Origin of the sequence: Synechococcus sp. W55.1, from assembly GCF_047461655.1 — a bacterium.
Lineage (GTDB): Bacteria > Cyanobacteriota > Cyanobacteriia > Thermostichales > Thermostichaceae > Thermostichus.
The window spans coordinates 148,932-165,026 of sequence record NZ_JANSHN010000002.1 but is presented as its reverse complement, the minus strand read 5'-3'; the positions used below and the strand labels follow the sequence as shown (position 1 = coordinate 165,026).

The window sequence follows — 16,095 nt, the reverse complement described above, 5'->3', positions numbered from 1 at the left end:
ACCCTCAAACAGGCGCTGCCCGGGATCCCGCCCAGACTTTGCGCAACTGCAAAGAAAGATGAACTTCTCTCATTCTGGAACAAAATGCGCCAGGGATCCCTGACTTGACAAACCACCGCAAAACTTGCCATCATAAATTTCCCAACGCGGATGTAGCTCAGTGGTAGAGCTTCTCGTTGCCAACGAGACGGTCGCGCGTTCGAATCGCGTCATCCGCTCTTTGGGCCCTCACCCCCAGCCCCCCTCCCCTCAGAAGAAGGGAGTTGGCTAGCGCTTGTAAAAGGTCTCTAGGCTATGGCGGTCGCCCACAAAGCGCCAGTGCCAGGGTTCGTAATTCACCCCCTGAGGGTTGTTTCTGGGGAAAGACAGCTCAAAGCCAAAGCGGGCCGCGTTGCTCTGCAGCCACTGGAAGGCCGGGGTGGTCTCAAAGGCTTCTTGAGTATCCCACTGCGGAAACCCGGCATCCCCAAGGTCGATGGCATAGCCAGTGTGGTGCTCGCTGTAGCCAGGGGGAGCACTGACAGCAGCTCGTTCTTCGGGTCGCAAGGCTCGGGATTGAGCCAATTGAAAAAACAAGAATTCCTGATCCGCAATGGAGCGAAACCCGGAAATGGGGACAAGGCGGATCCCGGCAGCTTGAGCTGCTTCGCTCATGCGAAGGTAACTTTCGGCAGCCGCCTGGCGCAGGCGCACCTCTCGACCACGGTAGCTGCCCACCACCCGCAAGCTGTCTGCAGGGGCTTCGGAATAGGCATAGTGCCCCAACAGAGAAGGTCGCCCATTCTGCACAGTTGGCTGCGGCAGAGAGGGCTGACCGGCTTCCTCCAGAACTTGGGGATCCGCCGCCTGCTGGGATCCCGGTAACTTCTCTATCCCCCAACCCGCCAGGAGCACTAGCCCAACCAGCACCAGGCCCAAGACTAGACGGGACCTCAGGGCAGGCACCGAACTTTGCGCTTTTTTCGCCGGAGTGGACTGGCGACGGGCGACCGGAATGTCGTCGTTCATGCGCAAAGGCCGGGATCTAGCGAGGAGTACTGAAAAGAGGCAGCGTTTCTACAAACCCAAATCCGCCAAAATATCGCGGGCATGGGTTTCGGTATTGATGTTCTGGTAGACCTTGGCAATTTTGCCCTCGCCATCAATGACGTAGGTCACCCGCTTGGCATAGCCGCCCCCATCCACATCGTAGGCGCGGGTAATCACCCCACTGCTATCCACCAGTAGGGGGAAAGGCAAGTTGTACTTTTCGGTGAACTTTTGGTGAGAAGCTTGGTCGTCCATGCTCACCCCCAGCACCACCACGTCCTTGCTTTGGTAGTCGGCGTAGGCGTCGCGGAATCCACAGGCTTCTTTGGTACAGCCGGGGGTGTCGTCTTTGGGGTAAAAATAGAGGACAACGGTTTTGCCGGCAAAATCAGCCAGCGAAACCTGGTTGCCTTGGGTGTCAGTGGTGTTGAACCCAGGAGCAGGGGTGCCAACAGCGAGAACCATAGGTGCGTGACCCAAAAAGTGTGATGAATAGGGCTGCCCTCAGCATTTTCTTCAGCCCTGCTTGTCTCTGTCAAGGCATTACCGCTCCAGCTTGGCATTGCAACTCAGCCACCAGCTCTTGAAGCTCCGCCGATAGATTGCCGGGCAGCCGTCGCCTCAGAATCTCTGCCAACGATCGATAATACCACAGGGATCCCTCTTTTCCGGCGGAAAACCGCTGCCAGAGTTTATCCCCCAGTTGGCGAAAATCCCGCAAGATGCAGCGGGCGTTGTGCAGCTTGTCAGAGGCGGCCACCAACAAAACCGAGGCATTTGCCGTTTCCAGGTGCTTCAGGTAGGCGGTTTTGCGCTCTTTCCAGTTTTCTTTGGGCTCGCCTCGGGAGCCATCGCTTTCGGTATCCGTACATCCCAGGATGATCTGCAGCACCCGTTCTCCAAAGTGCTCCCGGATCTGTTGCTCAATCTGGGCCCGGGGCTCGCCTGTGTTGTGGGGGCCGTCCTCTAGGCTGTCGTGGAGCAGAGCGGCAATCGCTTCATCTTCATCCGCCCCATGCTCCAGGGCGATGGCTGCTACGGCCAACAGATGGCTGAGGTAAGGGATCCCGGTTCCCTTGCGGGTTTGAGAAGCATGCCAGCGATGGGCATAGTGCATTGCCTGCACAAACCGCTGTGTGAGTTGCGTTGACATCTGGACTCTCCAATTGGGGTTAAGTTGACTGCTGGGGCAAGGTTGATCCAAGCGAGTCTCAGGCGTTGAGACTGCAAATCAGAAAATGGGATGAGCACTTCTGATCACTTCAAACAAGGTTAAGACGCTGTGCCGCCTACCCTCAACCCCAGCCCCTCTCCCTGCCTTGGGAGAGGGGAGTCAGGGATCGATGTAACTGTGCTGAGATGGCAAGGTTCAGCCGGTGGCCGGAGTCTGTTTTGCAGGCAGCGGCACCAGCGTTCCTGTCCCCTGCCAAGCGCACAAATCCACGAACTGGTCGGCTATCCGAATTAACGCCGGGTTCGTGTTCGGCCTGTAGGCGGCTACCTCCAGCCGGCAGCCTTGGCGGCGGATATGCTTGAGGGCCGGCACAAAATCTCCATCCCCACTCAGCAGCAGCACCGTCTCGTAGTGGGAGTGCATCGCCATCAAGTCCACGATCAGCTCCCCATCCAGATTGGCTTTGCGGCTGCCGTCGGCGTGGATCACCACCGGCTTGGTGACCACCCGATAGCCCTGTTTTCTCAACTCCCGCAGGAAACGACGCTGAGCTAGGTTGTGGCGATCCACCCCGCTGTAGACATGCACTTCCATCTCGGATCTGCCCTGGGCCAGCCAGCTGAGCAGACTGGGATAGTCGAGATGGGATCCCCACTGCTGGGCGCTGGCGTGGAGATTGGCCGCGTCGATGAACACCCCCAGGGCTTTGCGGGGAAAAGCAGGGTTCGGCTGGGATGCCACCAGCTGCTGCAGGTGTTGGAGTTGCGCCTGCACCAACTCCAGTTGCTCCAAAGTCACTTGGGGCTGGGATACCGGCAGAGCATTCAACCGCAGCTCCACGGCTTTTAACCGCTGCTGGATTTGCTGGATGGCCTGGGTGATGGGGGCCAGCTGTTGCCGCACGGACAGATGAGACGTGGGCCGAGCTTCGAGGGCGTCGATCCGCCCTTGTAATGTTTCCAGTTGGGCCGCCGTCTGCTGCTGCTGTACCCAGATGGGCTCCAAAACCTTTACTTTCTGCTCGAGCTCTTGAATGGCTTCAGCCGGGGAAGCCAAGGTCTGCTGCAGAAGGGACGGTTCAGCAGTGAGCCGAGCGTCCAGCACCTCGAAACGCGCTTGCAGGGTCTCCAGTTGGGTTGCTGTCTGTTGCTGCTGTGTCCAGGTCTGTTCCAGAACTTGGCCAAGCTGTTCTTCGCGGCGGCGGATGGCAGGGTAGGCTGCTGCCAAAGGTAAGAGCCCCCAGATCACTTGGCGGGTCACCAGGGCCGTCACCCCCAGGGCCAGGGATCCCGTCCACAGCCAGGTTAAGGGGAAGGCAGAAGCCCTATTCATACTCATACTCATAGTCAGCTCTCCTCAGTTTGGGTTATCGATCTGCTCGGTTGCCAGGATTTCACCTCACTCACATGGGCCACCTCAGGGATCCCTCTCGAAGATCGAGATGCCCAGAACTCCCAGAGGCATCGAAGAGGAGCAATTCAGCAACTGCAGTATGCCGGCTGTTGGAAGGGGGAGCTTCCAATCGTTGGACACACCCATTCCCCTTGGTATCAAACGGATCGGTTATCGAAAGCGGGCTTAAACTTGTTCCTCTTAGCCGACGGGCTCCGTGCTCAGCTTTGAGGGGCAGGAACCTCCGACGGAGCAAGCTCAGTTGGGGATCTCGATGGTTACGTTAGCCAACTGCACATCGTCATGATCCACCCAGGCTCCACCGTGCCGGATGACTGTATCACCTCCCAGCGGCACCGAGATGTGCAGGGATCCCCCGAAAAGGGGAATGCTGATCGGCACTTGGGGGCCACGGGTGACCATGCTGGGCTCAATCAGGGTTTTGCCGGTGCGCAGGGTAACAGTGTTCAGGCCCAGGCGCAGATGTTGCAGCGGCAGGGGAATCTGTAGGTTATCTCCCCCCAGGTGAATCTGCTCGATTTCCACCCCGTTCAGAATGACCTGCATGGGAGACATATTGGCGCTGGGGATCCGGGATTGACCGGCCCGATAGGCGGCAGCTGTATCCAACCCAATCAGGGATCCAATCCGCAAAACCGGTGGGCGCGAAGGCAGGCGTTGCAAAGTGAAAGAGCGGGTCATCTCCACCCCTTGGGCAGGGCCCAAAAATTGCCCGGCGGCAGCCGATTCCGGTGAGTACTGGTTATCCCCCAGGCGGATGACATTCGCCTCCAGCACCAAAGTCGTATTAGGATCCCAGCGCTCCAACTGCAATTGCCAAGGCCGATCCCCGCCGGCTTGACCGCTGCCTGTACTTTGGGAATAGGGCAAGTAATTTTCCAGCCGCGCCACCAAAATTTCTTCTGCCGGCAGCGGCCCTGGCAGGCGAAACCGACCCTGGGCATCGGTGCGCACCGAAATACCCGCCCCCGGAATGGCCACCTCCGCCCCGGCCAAGGGCTGCCCTGTCAGCCGATCCACCACCTGTCCCGAATAGGCGGAATCCAACTGCACCTGTCCTGTGGGCGCATCCGTTGCTGCCTGAATGCGCTGCTGCAACACCTGCCAATCGGCTTCTGTGATCCGTCCATCCTGGTCGACATCGGCAGCTCGAATCTGGTTGTCGGTCAGTCCCCGTTCTCCACGCAAGTAGGCCCCCAACAGGTTGAGATCCTGCACCGTCAAACGGCCATCCCCGTCCAAATCGCCCGCTTGAAAGGGCTGCGCTTGGGCAAAAGACACGCCTATCCAACCCAGGCCAAGGGATCCCAGCAGCAAGAGAGAATGAACAGAACAGGAGACCCTAGACATTGCAACTCTCCTGGGGAAAGAGCCGGAAGGCATTGTTCATGTTCTAACGTAACTTGCCTCTTCGCAGCAGGGTTGACCGAGCCGGTGTAGAGTACTCTTGAGCGCAATTCTGCCGGTTCGCCTTTGGCTGCAGGAGCCGAAAACTTGATGGTAGGATAACCGTGGTGACTTGCTTGTCCTATGGCTCGATACTCCTGCGTTACCCAGCTTGTGGGCTCAGCCGAGCAGCTAAGCGAGTCGATCCGCGCCGTTTTGGAGCGCTGCCAACTCAATGTCCTCCACAGCAGCCCTGATTACTGGGTGGCCGGTGAGCCTCCCGGAAAAAATCCCCACACCAAACTGGTCACGGTGGAAGTGTTTGTGGATCGCACCCTCCAGGCTGCCGACGGCTCTGTACAGGTGACCTGCATTGCCAAAAATGAAGAGCTGCCCCTAAAAAGCGTTAACCACTGCCAACAAACCTTTGACCGACTGAAGGCAGAGCTAGCCCAGTTGCAAAGTCAACTTCAGCTTGCTGCCCAACAAAAAGATGCCTTACGATAGCTAGGCTGAGTTTGCTTTGATCCCATGGCGCGTCGCTGCCAACTAACCAACAAGAAACGCAACAACGCTTTTGCCATCTCCCACTCCCACCGGCGCACCAAGCGTCTGCAGGAAGTCAATTTGCAGTGGAAGCGCATCTGGTGGGAAGAGGGTAAGCGGTTTGTTCGTCTGCGCCTTTCCACCAAAGCCTTGAAGACTCTCAAGGCCAAGGGTATAGGAGCCATGGCCCGGGAAGCTGGGATCGACCTCAGCCGGTTTTGAGCTTTCTCTTTAGCCCGGTTGTCCTTGACGGCTCCAACCTCACAGCAAGCCAAAAAGCTTACGCGACTTGGGCTGCAAACCCGCCAGCAAAGTGTTGAGGGTATCCCGTTGGGTAAGCTCGTTGGTGCCGCTGGCCCGCTCAATCAAGAGCTTGCGCATTTCGTCGGAGAGTTTGGCATCGGTAAAATCGGCTCCACTGAAGAGCGTATCTTCAATCTGAGCATCCTGTAGGTTGGCCCCCACCAAAATGGCCTGTTCCAGGTTGGCAAACTGAAGCTGGCAACTCACCAAGGCGGCCTGGGAGAGGTTGCAGCGAGATAGGTTAGCCTGGCGGAAGTCGGCGGCAAAGAAGTTCCCCTCCGCTAGGTTGGCAGCCACCAAGCTGGCTTCGCGAAAGATGGCATGGCTGAAACGGCCCCCCTGAAAGCTGCTTTTGTCCAGTTTGGCGGCGGTAAAGTTGCTGTAGTCCCCCAGAGCCTGGCTAAAGCTGGATCCCCGTAGATCTGAGGCGGTAAAATTGGCCCGCTCTAGCTCAGCGCGGCGAAAGTTGCACAGACGTAGGTCGGCTTGCTGCAGGCTGATCGAGCGCAGGTTAGCCCGCGTCAAATTGGATTTGGGCATCTGAATGCGGTCGAACAGGCCCCGCGAGAGGTAGGCATTCTCCAGGTTGGCACCCACCAGGGAGCGCCCCTCACGCAAGGCTTCCAGCAAGTCCCGCGTGGTTTCAATGCGAACCGGATTCGAGGGTTGAGAAGGGGGAGCACTCACGGATGGAGCATTCCTCACAGTTAGGCCAGAAACCCGGCCAACCCAGCCGTAAACTGGGGGCCAACAGGGATCCCACCTATCAAGCTAACGTTTGCGCCGCCTGCCGAGGTTAAGAGGATGTTAAAAAGACAACCCTGCATCGAGCTTTCCAGAGGGGGCCTTCTCTTGTGGAAACAGCCTACCGGGGGAGAGCCATCGGCTCCGATTTGTTGCATACTCGGGGCAGCCTTTCGTGAGTGAACCGCACCTCCCATGCAGGTAGCTTTCATTGTCGATCCATTGCCTCAGTTGCAGGTGGGCCATGACACCAGCATTGCCCTGATGGAAGCTCTGCAGAAACGGGGACACCGCATTTTCTGCCTGGGCCTGGCGGATCTCTACTGGGATCAAGGGGAAACTTGGGGATCCCTTGAGGAAATCCGGTTGGATCTGCAAGCGGATCCCTGGTATGAGGTCAAAGACCAAAAACTGCTGCCCCTGAGCCAAATGCAGGCGGTGTGGATGCGCAAGGATCCGCCGGTGGATACGGCCTATCTCTATGCCACTTACCTTTTGGATCGTCTCTCCCCCAGCCGCACACTGGTGCTCAATCATCCTGCCGGGATCCGCTCGGCCAACGAAAAGCTCTATGCCCTGCAATTTCAAGAGTGGATCCCGCGCACCCGCGTCAGCAGCAACAAACGCCTGCTGCGTCAGTTCGTCGAACAGGAAGGACAGGCGGTGCTCAAGCCTTTGGGTGGCAAAGGTGGGGAAGGGATCCTGAGGGTCAATGCCGGGGATCCAAACCTCAACTCGTTGATTGAAATGAGCACCCAATTTGGTCGGCTGCCCGTGATGGTGCAAGAGTATTTGCCACAGGCGGCGGCAGGAGATAAACGCATTTTGTTGCTGGAAGGAGAACCTTTGGGCGCCGTCAATCGGATCCCTGGAGAGGGCGATTTTCGGGGCAATGTTGCTGCCGGCGGTCGAGTGGAAAAAACCAAGATTACCGAAAAAGAACGGGCTCTCTGCGGGGCTTTGGCACCGGTGCTCAGGCAGGAGAAGCTGTATTTTGTCGGGATTGATGTTATCGGGGAACGACTAACCGAAGTGAATGTAACCAGCCCAACGATGCTGCGAGAACTCTGTCAGTTGGAAGGAGTTGATCTGGCGGATCAAGTGGCTCAGTGGCTGGAAAAGAAGGTGCCCGTCAAGGGCTGAATGACTACCCACCAGGATGTTTCTGGGATCCGGCGCGTCTGTTGCATGGCAGGGATCCCGTCTATCCAGGGAATCCATAGGGATCCCATGAATTCAGAAAGACATAATTATAGCTTAAGGTTGAGATCAGCTTCTTTTGGTCGGCAGATAGAAAATAAAAAGCCCCACAAGGGGGCTCTGCCGCGACCAGTCAGCGACTTATAAAACTCTAGAGCAATATAAAGAAAAGCTCCATGAATAGGCCGTATTGAACACCGTATTGAGCACAGTTTTTAGAATCTCAGAAAAAAGGCTAAATCCTCGGAGTTGTTATCTTTTTTTTAGATTTTTCGGCCCGAGGCTAATCCCGAGCCCCTTCTGTTTTGCTGGGGTGAGCTTTGAGTTGCTGCTCTTGCCCAGTGGGTTACGAGTCAGCCGGTGGCCTTTCCCGTCCCACCCAGCGCCAGATGGTGGGCAGCAGCACTGCCGCCAATCCGCACTTCACCAAGTCTCCTGGGATAAAAGGGAAGACCCCTTTGTTGAGGACGGCCAAGATCGAGGTGGGCTCAACATTCTGGTTCAGCCACACCCCCAGCCAAGTGGCTCCCAGCAAAAAAATCAGAGCTGAGCAGGACAACATCGCCAGCGCCATCTTCCAGGGGTTGCGATCCACGCCCCAGCGCTCCACCAACCAACCCATCAGCCCTGCAGCCAGGGGAAAAGCCAACAGGTAGCCCCCCGTCGCCCCGGCCAAGTGGCCAAGCCCGGATCTGCCACCGCTGAAGAAGGGCAATCCCAGGATCCCTTCCAGCAGGTAGACCAGCAACGTGAGAAAGCCCAGCCGTGCCCCAAAGCCTGCCCCCACCAGCATTACTCCAAAGGTTTGCCCGGTAATCGGTACCGGCGTGAAGGGCAGAGGGATCCGCACCTGAGCCAGGGCAGCTACGAACAAACTTCCCCCCAGAACCAGCAGGAGATCCCGAACTCGGGAAGGGCGAGGCAGAACAGTTTGCGCCAAGGGTGTGTGAACAAAGGTAGCAGTCATGAGAGGTTTGCACTCCTGTTTACCCGAAGACTGAGCTTAAGGCCCCGTCCCATCGCTGCGCGGAAGCAAGCCAGTAGGGCGGGGAGTATGTCAGGGTTTCAGAATACAAGAATTCGGTTACCGAAAAACTGGGTTTGAAGCCCCGCCCTTTAAAGCGGCTTTGTGCTACGCTGCCTGCAGTGCCAGGGTAGTCAGCCGCTCTCGCCCACAGCAGCACAGGGCGCATTGTTCGCGTAAACGGGCTGTAGGCCCTAAACCCGACAGCCTGACGGTTGGATCCGACCTCAGTGGGTTTTGTGGTTGTTGTTTACAACGGCACCTAAAGGTACTCGGGAACCACCCTGTGTGCTGGCGAGTACGTAGCGCTGGGGAGCTGCGTGGCAGCAACGTTGAGGTCGAGGATGATCCCACGCTGCTCATTTTGCACCCTGTGCATCGGAAAGAGCCATAAAGCCAAGCAGGGGCTAGATGGATTCTTGCGGCACTTCTGAGCCCTTTTCAGGTTGAGCAACACTGGGCCGGTTCTGGCGAGTTGCTTGTACAATCGCCACCGTAAGCAAATGGGAGAGCAGACCCACAGGCCCGGCAAACAAGCACAAAATCAGAGAATGGGTTGTCCATACTCGCTTATCCCACCCTTCCAAGAAGATCCAGCGGCCCACAAACAAATCCATGACGATGTAGTGTACCCATCCCGTCGCCATAACGGCGGGTTGACTGAATAGGTCGGTTAGGCTGGTCAGAGACAGTTGAGGGTCGGAAAATTCCTTGAGGACATCCGCGTTGAACCCGGTGACCAAAAGATACAAATAAACCGCCGCCAAAATAGCGATGGGCAAAAGCGATTCCATCACCTTGCGGGTTACCTTCCAACCCGGCAGCAGAATCATCAAGGCCCAAAAGGGCAAAGCAAACCAGTTGGCCCCGTTAAAGATCATCTCCAGCATGCTTGGAACCCCCAACGCTACCTGTCCATTATCGGCCTAATGCCCCCTGGGGATCCCTGCAGTAGCGGGTGGAAATGGATGGGAGTTATTCCTGACTTGCCCTGAAGTTTTTTTCTGGAGCCAGAGGGATCCCGGTCGCTATTCCGGTTGGCGGAGCCTAGCAGTCGCAATGGAGCTGACCGCACGGCCACTGTCGGTGGTGGCAGCAATGCGGGAAATGCGGGATCCAGTGTCGGTCATGGCCCAGAAGCTGCTGATGCTTTTGGCGGTAGAGGTGGGTTGAGCCGGGCCGATGGGGGATTCTACTGCCACAGAGTCTGGAGATTTCTCCTGAGAAGGGAGCAACACCACAGGTTCCTCACCCCGTTGGGCTGCTGCAACTTTTGGGGCGGGATGTTCTGGTGTGGGCTCAGGGGCTTCTTCTTTGCGGGCGGCCTCTGCAGCAGGGACATTCCGGGGAGAGGGCTGCTGAACCAGCCTCTTGTCAAGGGGTGGTCGTGGCGCGGCAGCGGGGGGTGCAGGGGGGGCTTGGCCGGCGATCTTTCCCCATAAGGCTTTGAGGAGTTGCCACATGGCTGGGTTGGCTACTGAGGGAGAGAGCAGTGAGGAATGGTGTTATCCTGCCATGCTCTGGCCTGAGAATCCATTCCCTCTGCCAGTCTTGATAGAGCAAAGTCATAACGAGTATGATTAAGTAGCTTGCTTAGGGAGAAAGTTCAACATGGCGCAGATTCGCGAGATTCCCCTTGCCCAAATTCGCCGCCCTTTGCCGCGGCAAACGGATCCGGATAAGGTGCAGGCGCTGATGGCTTCCATTGAAGCAGTCGGCCTACAGGAGCCCATTGAGGTTTTGGAAGTGGAAGGGGAGTATTATGGGTTCTCCGGCTGCCATCGCTACGAGGCATTTGTCCGCTTGGGCAAGGAGCGGATTCCCTGCCGGGTGCGAAAAGCGCCACGTGCTGTTTTGAGGCTACACCTGGCCTGAAAGGGATCCCTTCTGGCCCGGCTCCTCTCCGGCGGTGTAGCCCCGTTCGTAGGCAAAACGCACCAGTTGCGAGCGATTTTCCAGAGAGAGCTTGCTGAGGATGTTGGTCAGGTGAGTTTGCACAGTGCGCGGGCTGATGAACAGCTTCTCGCCGATTTGCTTGTTGGTGAAGCCGCGAATGACTTCCCGAAAGACCCGCTCCTCAGCAGGGGTCAGAGGCAATTCGGGTGGGGTGGGGCGGGGGGCCGCTTCGGGTTTTGGCTGGGACTGCTGTTGGATTAGCCGCAAAATTTCCGATTGGGTGCGGCGGGAGCGTTCAATCTGGGCCTCGATTTTGGCCACCAGTTCCAGGGGTTCAAAGGGCTTGATGATGTAGTCATCCGCCCCCCGCTCATAGCCCTGAACCCGGTCATCGATCTCTCCCCGCGAAGAGAGAAAAATGAAGGGGACGAGCTCGCCGCCGCGCTGTTGGCGCAGTTGTCGGCAAAACTCGAAGCCGTCCATTTCCGGCATCACCACATCTGAAACCACCACATCCGGCTGCTCTTGGGCAAACAGACGCAACCCTTCTACACCCGAAGCGCCTGTACAAACCCGATAGCCATGCTGAGTCAGGTGGCGGCTCAGCACCTTCAGGGAGAGGGGATCGTCATCTACGACCAGTACACGCTTCATGAGAACCCGAGGAGGCTGTCAAGGAAAAGGGTAAAGCGCTATTACCCGTTATCTGTCGCTATTTTAGGGAGACGGACAGGATTCGTCATTTGGCTACGGAGACTGAACCCATGATAGTGGTTTCAAGGGTGGCCTGGTTGAAAGCTGAAGACTACGGTAGCTGTGAAATGAGGGACTGAACCTGGCCCTCTAAGTTCCCATTCCCGAGTACTGTTGCAAGCCTTTGCGCCACAACCAGCGGTTAGCCAGCCAGAGCAGGCCCGTCCAGGCCAGGCCCATGCCAAAGCCGCCCAGAATATCCACCGGGATCCCTGCCCAGAGGCTGGCGGGAAAATGCACCAGGTAGGGGAAGGGTGTCCAGGCCAAGACCTGGCGCACGGGTGGTGGGAACACCTCCAGAGGAGCGATCACCCCCGAGAAAAACAAGTACACCAAAAAATGGAACTGCTCCAAGGCCGTCACCCGTTCCACCCAAAAGGCCAGCAGCGCCAGGGTGTACTGCATGAGAAAGCGCAGGGCAAAAGCTAGGAGAATGGCCAGGGATCCCAGCCCCGCCTGGGCCCAAGAGGGGATCCAAAAGGCAGGGGGGTAGAGGACGAAGAAAAGGGCGATTAAAACCAGGGTAAAGGGGAGACGGGCCAAGCGCTCCATCAGGTGGCTGGCCACATGGTGCCAAGCGGGATCCAGAGGCTGCAACAGGCGAGGAGATAATTTGCCTTCGACCACCTCTCGCTCAAAGTCCCAGATGACCCAGACGATGGTGAACTGGCGCACCAGGAACACCGCCAGAAAGTAGCGGATGAACTCCAGAGCAGACAGCGAGAAGTCTCCTGAGCGGGCTGCCTCGCTCCACACCCCCATCATGATCAGGGGCAGGGATCCGGCCAACACCCACAGGATCAGCTCGGCCCGGTACTCCAGCATGTAGGCGTAGTAGGCGGAGAAGAGGGCACCCAACTTGCGAAAGAAGGCGTTCATGGAGATTCCGGTTGCGCAAGCGCTGCGGAGCAATACGAGACTGGCGGACGCAAAGTGGGCAACAAGCTGGCCAGGCTGACCACCGCTCCCACCACAACAATTGAAGGCGGTGCTACGGGCGAGGGCTGCCCAGCCAGAGTCTGCAGGCGGAGCAGATGAATCTCTTGCTCAGGGGTGGTGCCCCAGCGGATCAGGGCAACTGGGGTGTCGGGAGCTTTCCCTCCGGCCAACAATTCAGCGGCAATGTGGCTGAGGTTGTGCATGCCCATGTAGATCACCAGGGTTTCCACCGCCCCGGCCAAAGCCCGCCAATTGACCTGAGGGCGGTATTTCCCTGCCGCCTCATGTCCGGTAACAAAAGCAACTGAGGAGCTGAGGTCGCGATGGGTGAGAGGGATCCCGGCATAGGCGCTGGCGGCAATGCCCGCCGTAATGCCCGGCACCACCTCCACTGGGATCCCGGCCTGCACCAGAGCCAACATCTCCTCGCCGCCTCGCCCAAAGATGAAGGGATCCCCCCCTTTGAGCCGCACCACCACGGCTGCCGTCCGAGCTTTCTCCATCAGCAAGGCTGTGATCTGCTCCTGGGGCAAGGTGTGAGCGCCGCAGTGTTTGCCAGCATAGATCCGTTCTGCCGTCGGCGGGATCAGATCCAAGATGGGGGCTCCCACCAGGGCATCGTGGATGACCACATCCGCGTGGGCGAGCAGCGCCTTCCCCTTCACCGTCAGCAGCCCTGGATCCCCAGGCCCTGCCCCCACCAAATACACTTTGCCCATCTCAAGTCCTGGTCGCGTCATTGCTGTTGGAAATATCCATTTTGAGGGAACGGGAAAGATTCGGCTATTCCAGCGCCGGGCTAAAAGCCTGGAGTGTCTCCACAATGGCCTGCATCAGTTGAGGATCCCGCCAGAGGGGCGGCTCCACCTGGATTTGGAGCAGAGGCCATTCCCGCTGTAATCGCTGAGCCTGTTCTTGTAGGGCGCGCAGCAGACCGCCTGGAAAGAGAAAAAACGGCAGCACCCGCAGGCGGTATTGGCTGAGGCGTAAGCAATGGATCACAGCCGCCTCCAAAGTGGGGGACTGGGCAGCAAAAGCCACATGCAAGGGGATCTCGGGCAAGCGCCGTTGCACAGTTTGGATCCCTGCTTGGAGCTGGGCGGCAAACCCCGGCAGACGGCTGCCATGGCCAAGCACAATCCAGGCATCTGCCCGTTCGCCGGATTGCCTGAGCGTTGCAGAGCAAGAGGGCTGTGGAGCCAGAATGCGAGCCACCAACAGATCCAGGAGGGCCGGGTGCTGGCCAATGGGGGGTGTTAACCGGATGGGCAGGCGCGGCCAGCGAGCTTGAACCTGCTTCACCGCAGCCGGTAAATCCTCTTCCACATGGGATCCCTCGCCCATAAACAGCGACAGCAGCACCACTTGATCGGGAGATCGGCCTGCGCCCAGCCAAGCTGCCAGCCGTCCTTGAATCTGTTCGGCCAGGGTGAGAGGCTGACCTTCCAACTGGGCCAGCTCCACCGGCTGGGGAGCCAGCTGCTGCTGCACCCGGGCCAACAAATCTGCCAAAGCCTGCTGATAATCGGGATCCCGGCTGCCGTGACAGACCAAAAACACCAGGGGATTGGAGGACATGGCAGAGGTCAGGGCTCCGAGCGGAAGGGTTCCATTTTGCTACTTTAGGGGATCCCGCCAACTTCTCGCGTAGGATCTGCGCGTATGATTTGAAGAGTACACACCCTCTTTCCCAGCTTCGTCAGCCCTTTCCCAGGTTTTCATGTCATTTGAGAATCGTTCCACCGCCCCTGAACTCTTAATCCATGTCTTGCGGGAGGGGTTGACCGAATCTATCCATCATTGCCAAGCTGTCGTGGCCGATAGCCGCGGGCGTTCTCTGGCCATGGCCGGCAACAGCACCACCCCCGTCTTTGCCCGTTCTGCCCTCAAGCCTTTCCAAGCGCTGGCCATGCTCTCCACCGGCATCCGCGAGCGCTACCGCCTCAGCGAGAAAGATATTGCCATCATGTGCGGATCCCATCAGGGCACCACGGCTCATGCGCGGCAGGTGTTCAGTATACTGTGGCGGGCCGATCTGTCTCCCGATTTGCTGGTCTGCCCCACCCCACCCGGCAAGCCCAGCCCCCTGTGCCACAACTGCTCCGGCAAACATGCTGGCATGCTGGTGGCCAGCCGCGCCCAAAACTGGACCTTGTCAGACTACGCCCAGCGGCAGCATCCGGTGCAAGCGCTGGTGCGGGCCAAGTTGGCGGATTTGCTGCAAATGCCCTCGGAGGAGTTTTTGTTTGCGCGGGATGACTGTGGGGTGCCCACCTACCAATTGCAACTGAACCACCTGGCCTCCCTATTCGCCCAACTGACTGCTGGCGAGCGGCCCGACTTGGAATCGGTAGCACGGGCCATGACCCATCACCCGGAGATGGTGGCCGGACAGGGGTGTTTCGACACGGAATTGATGCGGGCCACTCAAGGGGATCTGGTGAGCAAATCGGGTGCTGAAGGGATCCAGTGCATTGGCCGGGTGGGGGAAGGCATGGGCCTGGCCATCAAGGTTCAGGATGGAGCTGCACGGGCCAAGTATGCCCTGGCTTTGCACCTGCTGCAGCGCATGGGCTGGATCCAACCTGCCGCCGCCGAGATGCTGGGGGAGCGCTTCCTCAACGTCGGCCCCTACACCCGCCTAGAAGTAGAAGGGGAACTGCGCATGCCTTGAAGACTCAGCGCTGGAAGGGGTTTTGGTAAGGATTGGGGTTGGAGCTCTGGCCTTTGTTGCGGTACTTAGGATTGATGGTCAAGGTGCCGGATCCCAAACCCCGCTGCGCCAAGAACTCCAGGTTGCGGCGGCGCATGGTGGTGTCGTAGTCGTTCTTGACGCGATCTTCGAGGATGGCCACCTGCTGCAGCGCGCTCAGCAAGATAGCAGCAGCTTGCTCGGAGGTGTAGCCATTCTGGGAGGCATAGCGCACGGCAAACTCGTCGGCTGCTACCTGGGCCTTCTGGCCCTTCTCCGCTTTGCGCAACAGAAACACCGCTGACGCGGCCAAGCCTGCTGCTAAGCCAACGCCGAGGTTATCTCCCATCTGCAGCTCTACCAAAATGCCCATGCTGCCGGCCCCGATCAAGGCGGGATACAGCAACAACGCCGACCAGTTATCCCCCAAAGCCAGCTCTGTGGCCATCACCGCTTCTCGCAGGAAGTAGATCTTCTGCTGGTCAGGGCTCAGCTTCTGCCAACGGCTGAGGTCAATGGCGAAGCGAGAGTATTTCTGCCAGGGAAAGCGCCACAGCGGCTGCACAATCCGAGACTGGTCGGGGGTGCCGATCTCGATCTGCACTTCAGGGCGGATCTCCACCGGGAGAAACTGGATCAGGCGGTCAAAGTCGGAAATGGTATACATGCTGGCACGGTGCGGTTAAAGGAGCGGCTGGAGATCATTACCCCCATAGTATAAGGATCCTAGCCTTCCTTGCAGGCTAGCTCCAAGAAAGCCTTTTGCGATTTGAGGTCTGCGTCCATGCCATCTCACCTGTAATGCCGTCTCACCCTCAACTGAATTGACTGTAAAAACCAGACCAGCTTGTTCTGGATCAGTTGTCATTTTTGCAACGCGCCCATCTTTTGGGCCTTTCTGCCCTTGAGAGGCAGGGGAAGTAGAGGACGCTGTCGGTATGAGTTGACCAAAAAACTGGGTTCAAGCCCCGCCCTGGGGCCTACGGCCCGCTGACG

General features: G+C 58.2%; 19 protein-coding genes and 1 tRNA gene. 6 read left to right on the top strand and 14 right to left on the bottom strand.

The genetic code is table 11. The annotated features are described in order from the left end of the window. The first annotated feature begins 146 nt into the window (after positions 1-146). Positions 147-218 (top strand) — tRNA-Gly (locus NW816_RS01980). A 49-nt stretch (positions 219-267) separates the two neighbouring features. Here NW816_RS01980 and NW816_RS01975 read toward each other — a convergent pair. The 5 genes from NW816_RS01975 to NW816_RS01955 all read right to left on the bottom strand — a co-directional run bounded on the left by NW816_RS01975 (position 268) and on the right by NW816_RS01955 (position 4,966). Beyond that, complete coding sequence (locus tag NW816_RS01975) at positions 268-1,008, bottom strand: D-alanyl-D-alanine carboxypeptidase family protein (RefSeq protein WP_414351645.1); 741 nt, start codon at positions 1,006-1,008, stop codon at positions 268-270. A 48-nt stretch (positions 1,009-1,056) separates the two neighbouring features. After that, complete coding sequence (locus NW816_RS01970; protein ID WP_011432689.1) at positions 1,057-1,494, bottom strand: peroxiredoxin; 438 nt, start codon at positions 1,492-1,494, stop codon at positions 1,057-1,059. A 70-nt stretch (positions 1,495-1,564) separates the two neighbouring features. Further along, positions 1,565-2,182, bottom strand: a complete 618-nt coding sequence (locus NW816_RS01965; RefSeq protein WP_414329611.1) for an HD domain-containing protein — start codon at positions 2,180-2,182, stop codon at positions 1,565-1,567. Positions 2,183-2,398: 216 nt separating this feature from the next. Beyond that, positions 2,399-3,535, bottom strand: coding sequence for an NYN domain-containing protein (locus tag NW816_RS01960; RefSeq protein ID WP_414329613.1), 1,137 nt, complete (start codon positions 3,533-3,535; stop codon positions 2,399-2,401). A gap of 318 nt (positions 3,536-3,853) precedes the next feature. Next, positions 3,854-4,966 (bottom strand): dockerin type I domain-containing protein, encoded by a 1,113-nt coding sequence (locus NW816_RS01955; protein ID WP_414408063.1) that lies wholly within the window; start codon positions 4,964-4,966, stop codon positions 3,854-3,856. Positions 4,967-5,146: 180 nt separating this feature from the next. On the opposite strand from NW816_RS01955, the gene NW816_RS01950 reads away from it, so the two are divergent. Continuing rightward, a complete protein-coding gene (locus NW816_RS01950; RefSeq protein ID WP_414408062.1) occupies positions 5,147-5,509 on the top strand; it encodes a hypothetical protein in 363 nt (120 codons plus the stop codon). Positions 5,510-5,533: 24 nt separating this feature from the next. Then, entirely contained in the window at positions 5,534-5,770 is a 237-nt protein-coding gene (gene rpmB / locus NW816_RS01945) for a 50S ribosomal protein L28 (RefSeq protein ID WP_414373986.1), read from the top strand. 39 nt (positions 5,771-5,809) lie between these two features. Here the strand turns inward: rpmB and NW816_RS01940 are convergent, their stop codons facing one another. Next, positions 5,810-6,538, bottom strand: a complete 729-nt coding sequence (locus tag NW816_RS01940; RefSeq protein WP_414408061.1) for a pentapeptide repeat-containing protein — start codon at positions 6,536-6,538, stop codon at positions 5,810-5,812. Between the two features lie 252 nt (positions 6,539-6,790). Here NW816_RS01940 and gshB point away from each other — a divergent pair, with 252 nt between their 5' ends. After that, on the top strand, positions 6,791-7,738 hold the full coding sequence (gene gshB, locus NW816_RS01935) for a glutathione synthase (RefSeq protein ID WP_414408060.1): 948 nt from the start codon (positions 6,791-6,793) through the stop codon (positions 7,736-7,738). Positions 7,739-8,141: 403 nt separating this feature from the next. Here gshB and NW816_RS01930 read toward each other — a convergent pair whose 3' ends face one another. From NW816_RS01930 to NW816_RS01920, 3 genes are all read right to left on the bottom strand, one after another. Continuing rightward, positions 8,142-8,762 carry a biotin transporter BioY gene (locus NW816_RS01930; RefSeq protein ID WP_414408059.1) on the bottom strand — a complete coding sequence of 207 codons (621 nt, stop codon included), beginning with the start codon at positions 8,760-8,762 and terminating at the stop codon, positions 8,142-8,144. Between the two features lie 464 nt (positions 8,763-9,226). Beyond that, complete coding sequence (locus NW816_RS01925) at positions 9,227-9,709, bottom strand: ABA4-like family protein (RefSeq protein WP_414382604.1); 483 nt, start codon at positions 9,707-9,709, stop codon at positions 9,227-9,229. 138 nt (positions 9,710-9,847) lie between these two features. Further along, positions 9,848-10,282 carry a hypothetical protein gene (locus tag NW816_RS01920; RefSeq protein ID WP_414408058.1) on the bottom strand — a complete coding sequence of 145 codons (435 nt, stop codon included), beginning with the start codon at positions 10,280-10,282 and terminating at the stop codon, positions 9,848-9,850. 148 nt (positions 10,283-10,430) lie between these two features. On the opposite strand from NW816_RS01920, the gene NW816_RS01915 reads away from it, so the two are divergent. After that, the gene (locus tag NW816_RS01915) at positions 10,431-10,694 is read left to right on the top strand and encodes a sulfiredoxin (RefSeq protein ID WP_011432677.1); all 264 of its coding nucleotides are present in this window, start codon (positions 10,431-10,433) and stop codon (positions 10,692-10,694) included. Here the strand turns inward: NW816_RS01915 and NW816_RS01910 are convergent. The 4 genes from NW816_RS01910 to NW816_RS01895 all read right to left on the bottom strand — a co-directional run bounded on the left by NW816_RS01910 (position 10,680) and on the right by NW816_RS01895 (position 13,985). Continuing rightward, positions 10,680-11,369, bottom strand: coding sequence for a response regulator transcription factor (locus tag NW816_RS01910; protein WP_414408057.1), 690 nt, complete (start codon positions 11,367-11,369; stop codon positions 10,680-10,682). The genes NW816_RS01915 and NW816_RS01910 overlap by 15 nt on opposite strands. Positions 11,370-11,558: 189 nt before the next feature. After that, on the bottom strand, positions 11,559-12,347 hold the full coding sequence (locus tag NW816_RS01905) for an ABC transporter permease (RefSeq protein WP_414408056.1): 789 nt from the start codon (positions 12,345-12,347) through the stop codon (positions 11,559-11,561). Continuing rightward, positions 12,344-13,147 carry a uroporphyrinogen-III C-methyltransferase gene (cobA, locus tag NW816_RS01900; RefSeq protein ID WP_414408055.1) on the bottom strand — a complete coding sequence of 268 codons (804 nt, stop codon included), beginning with the start codon at positions 13,145-13,147 and terminating at the stop codon, positions 12,344-12,346. The genes NW816_RS01905 and cobA overlap by 4 nt, the downstream gene beginning before the upstream one ends. Before the next feature lie 43 nt (positions 13,148-13,190). After that, positions 13,191-13,985 carry a sirohydrochlorin chelatase gene (locus NW816_RS01895; RefSeq protein WP_414384297.1) on the bottom strand — a complete coding sequence of 265 codons (795 nt, stop codon included), beginning with the start codon at positions 13,983-13,985 and terminating at the stop codon, positions 13,191-13,193. 142 nt (positions 13,986-14,127) lie between these two features. Between NW816_RS01895 and NW816_RS01890 the strand changes: the two genes are divergently transcribed. Continuing rightward, the gene (locus NW816_RS01890) at positions 14,128-15,081 is read left to right on the top strand and encodes an asparaginase (RefSeq protein WP_414408054.1); all 954 of its coding nucleotides are present in this window, start codon (positions 14,128-14,130) and stop codon (positions 15,079-15,081) included. A 4-nt stretch (positions 15,082-15,085) separates the two neighbouring features. Here NW816_RS01890 and NW816_RS01885 read toward each other — a convergent pair whose 3' ends face one another. Continuing rightward, positions 15,086-15,766, bottom strand: coding sequence for a DUF3318 domain-containing protein (locus NW816_RS01885; protein ID WP_414408053.1), 681 nt, complete (start codon positions 15,764-15,766; stop codon positions 15,086-15,088). Between the last annotated feature and the right edge of the window lie 329 nt (positions 15,767-16,095).

Excerpts from the sequence above, each read along its gene's own strand:
- rpmB (WP_414373986.1), top strand. The coding sequence starts at position 5,534 with ATGGCGCGTCGCTGCCAACTAACCAACAAGAAACGCAACAACGCTTTT.
- NW816_RS01885 (WP_414408053.1), bottom strand. The coding sequence starts at position 15,766 with ATGTATACCATTTCCGACTTTGACCGCCTGATCCAGTTTCTCCCGGTG.
- NW816_RS01920 (WP_414408058.1), bottom strand. The coding sequence starts at position 10,282 with ATGTGGCAACTCCTCAAAGCCTTATGGGGAAAGATCGCCGGCCAAGCC.
- NW816_RS01955 (WP_414408063.1), bottom strand. The coding sequence starts at position 4,966 with ATGTCTAGGGTCTCCTGTTCTGTTCATTCTCTCTTGCTGCTGGGATCC.
- NW816_RS01930 (WP_414408059.1), bottom strand. The coding sequence starts at position 8,762 with ATGACTGCTACCTTTGTTCACACACCCTTGGCGCAAACTGTTCTGCCT.
- NW816_RS01890 (WP_414408054.1), top strand. The coding sequence starts at position 14,128 with ATGTCATTTGAGAATCGTTCCACCGCCCCTGAACTCTTAATCCATGTC.
- NW816_RS01960 (WP_414329613.1), bottom strand. The coding sequence starts at position 3,535 with ATGAATAGGGCTTCTGCCTTCCCCTTAACCTGGCTGTGGACGGGATCC.
- NW816_RS01910 (WP_414408057.1), bottom strand. The coding sequence starts at position 11,369 with ATGAAGCGTGTACTGGTCGTAGATGACGATCCCCTCTCCCTGAAGGTG.
- cobA (WP_414408055.1), bottom strand. The coding sequence starts at position 13,147 with ATGACGCGACCAGGACTTGAGATGGGCAAAGTGTATTTGGTGGGGGCA.
- NW816_RS01950 (WP_414408062.1), top strand. The coding sequence starts at position 5,147 with ATGGCTCGATACTCCTGCGTTACCCAGCTTGTGGGCTCAGCCGAGCAG.
- gshB (WP_414408060.1), top strand. The coding sequence starts at position 6,791 with ATGCAGGTAGCTTTCATTGTCGATCCATTGCCTCAGTTGCAGGTGGGC.
- NW816_RS01970 (WP_011432689.1), bottom strand. The coding sequence starts at position 1,494 with ATGGTTCTCGCTGTTGGCACCCCTGCTCCTGGGTTCAACACCACTGAC.
- NW816_RS01965 (WP_414329611.1), bottom strand. The coding sequence starts at position 2,182 with ATGTCAACGCAACTCACACAGCGGTTTGTGCAGGCAATGCACTATGCC.
- NW816_RS01895 (WP_414384297.1), bottom strand. The coding sequence starts at position 13,985 with ATGTCCTCCAATCCCCTGGTGTTTTTGGTCTGTCACGGCAGCCGGGAT.
- NW816_RS01915 (WP_011432677.1), top strand. The coding sequence starts at position 10,431 with ATGGCGCAGATTCGCGAGATTCCCCTTGCCCAAATTCGCCGCCCTTTG.
- NW816_RS01975 (WP_414351645.1), bottom strand. The coding sequence starts at position 1,008 with ATGAACGACGACATTCCGGTCGCCCGTCGCCAGTCCACTCCGGCGAAA.
- NW816_RS01905 (WP_414408056.1), bottom strand. The coding sequence starts at position 12,347 with ATGAACGCCTTCTTTCGCAAGTTGGGTGCCCTCTTCTCCGCCTACTAC.
- NW816_RS01925 (WP_414382604.1), bottom strand. The coding sequence starts at position 9,709 with ATGCTGGAGATGATCTTTAACGGGGCCAACTGGTTTGCTTTGCCCTTT.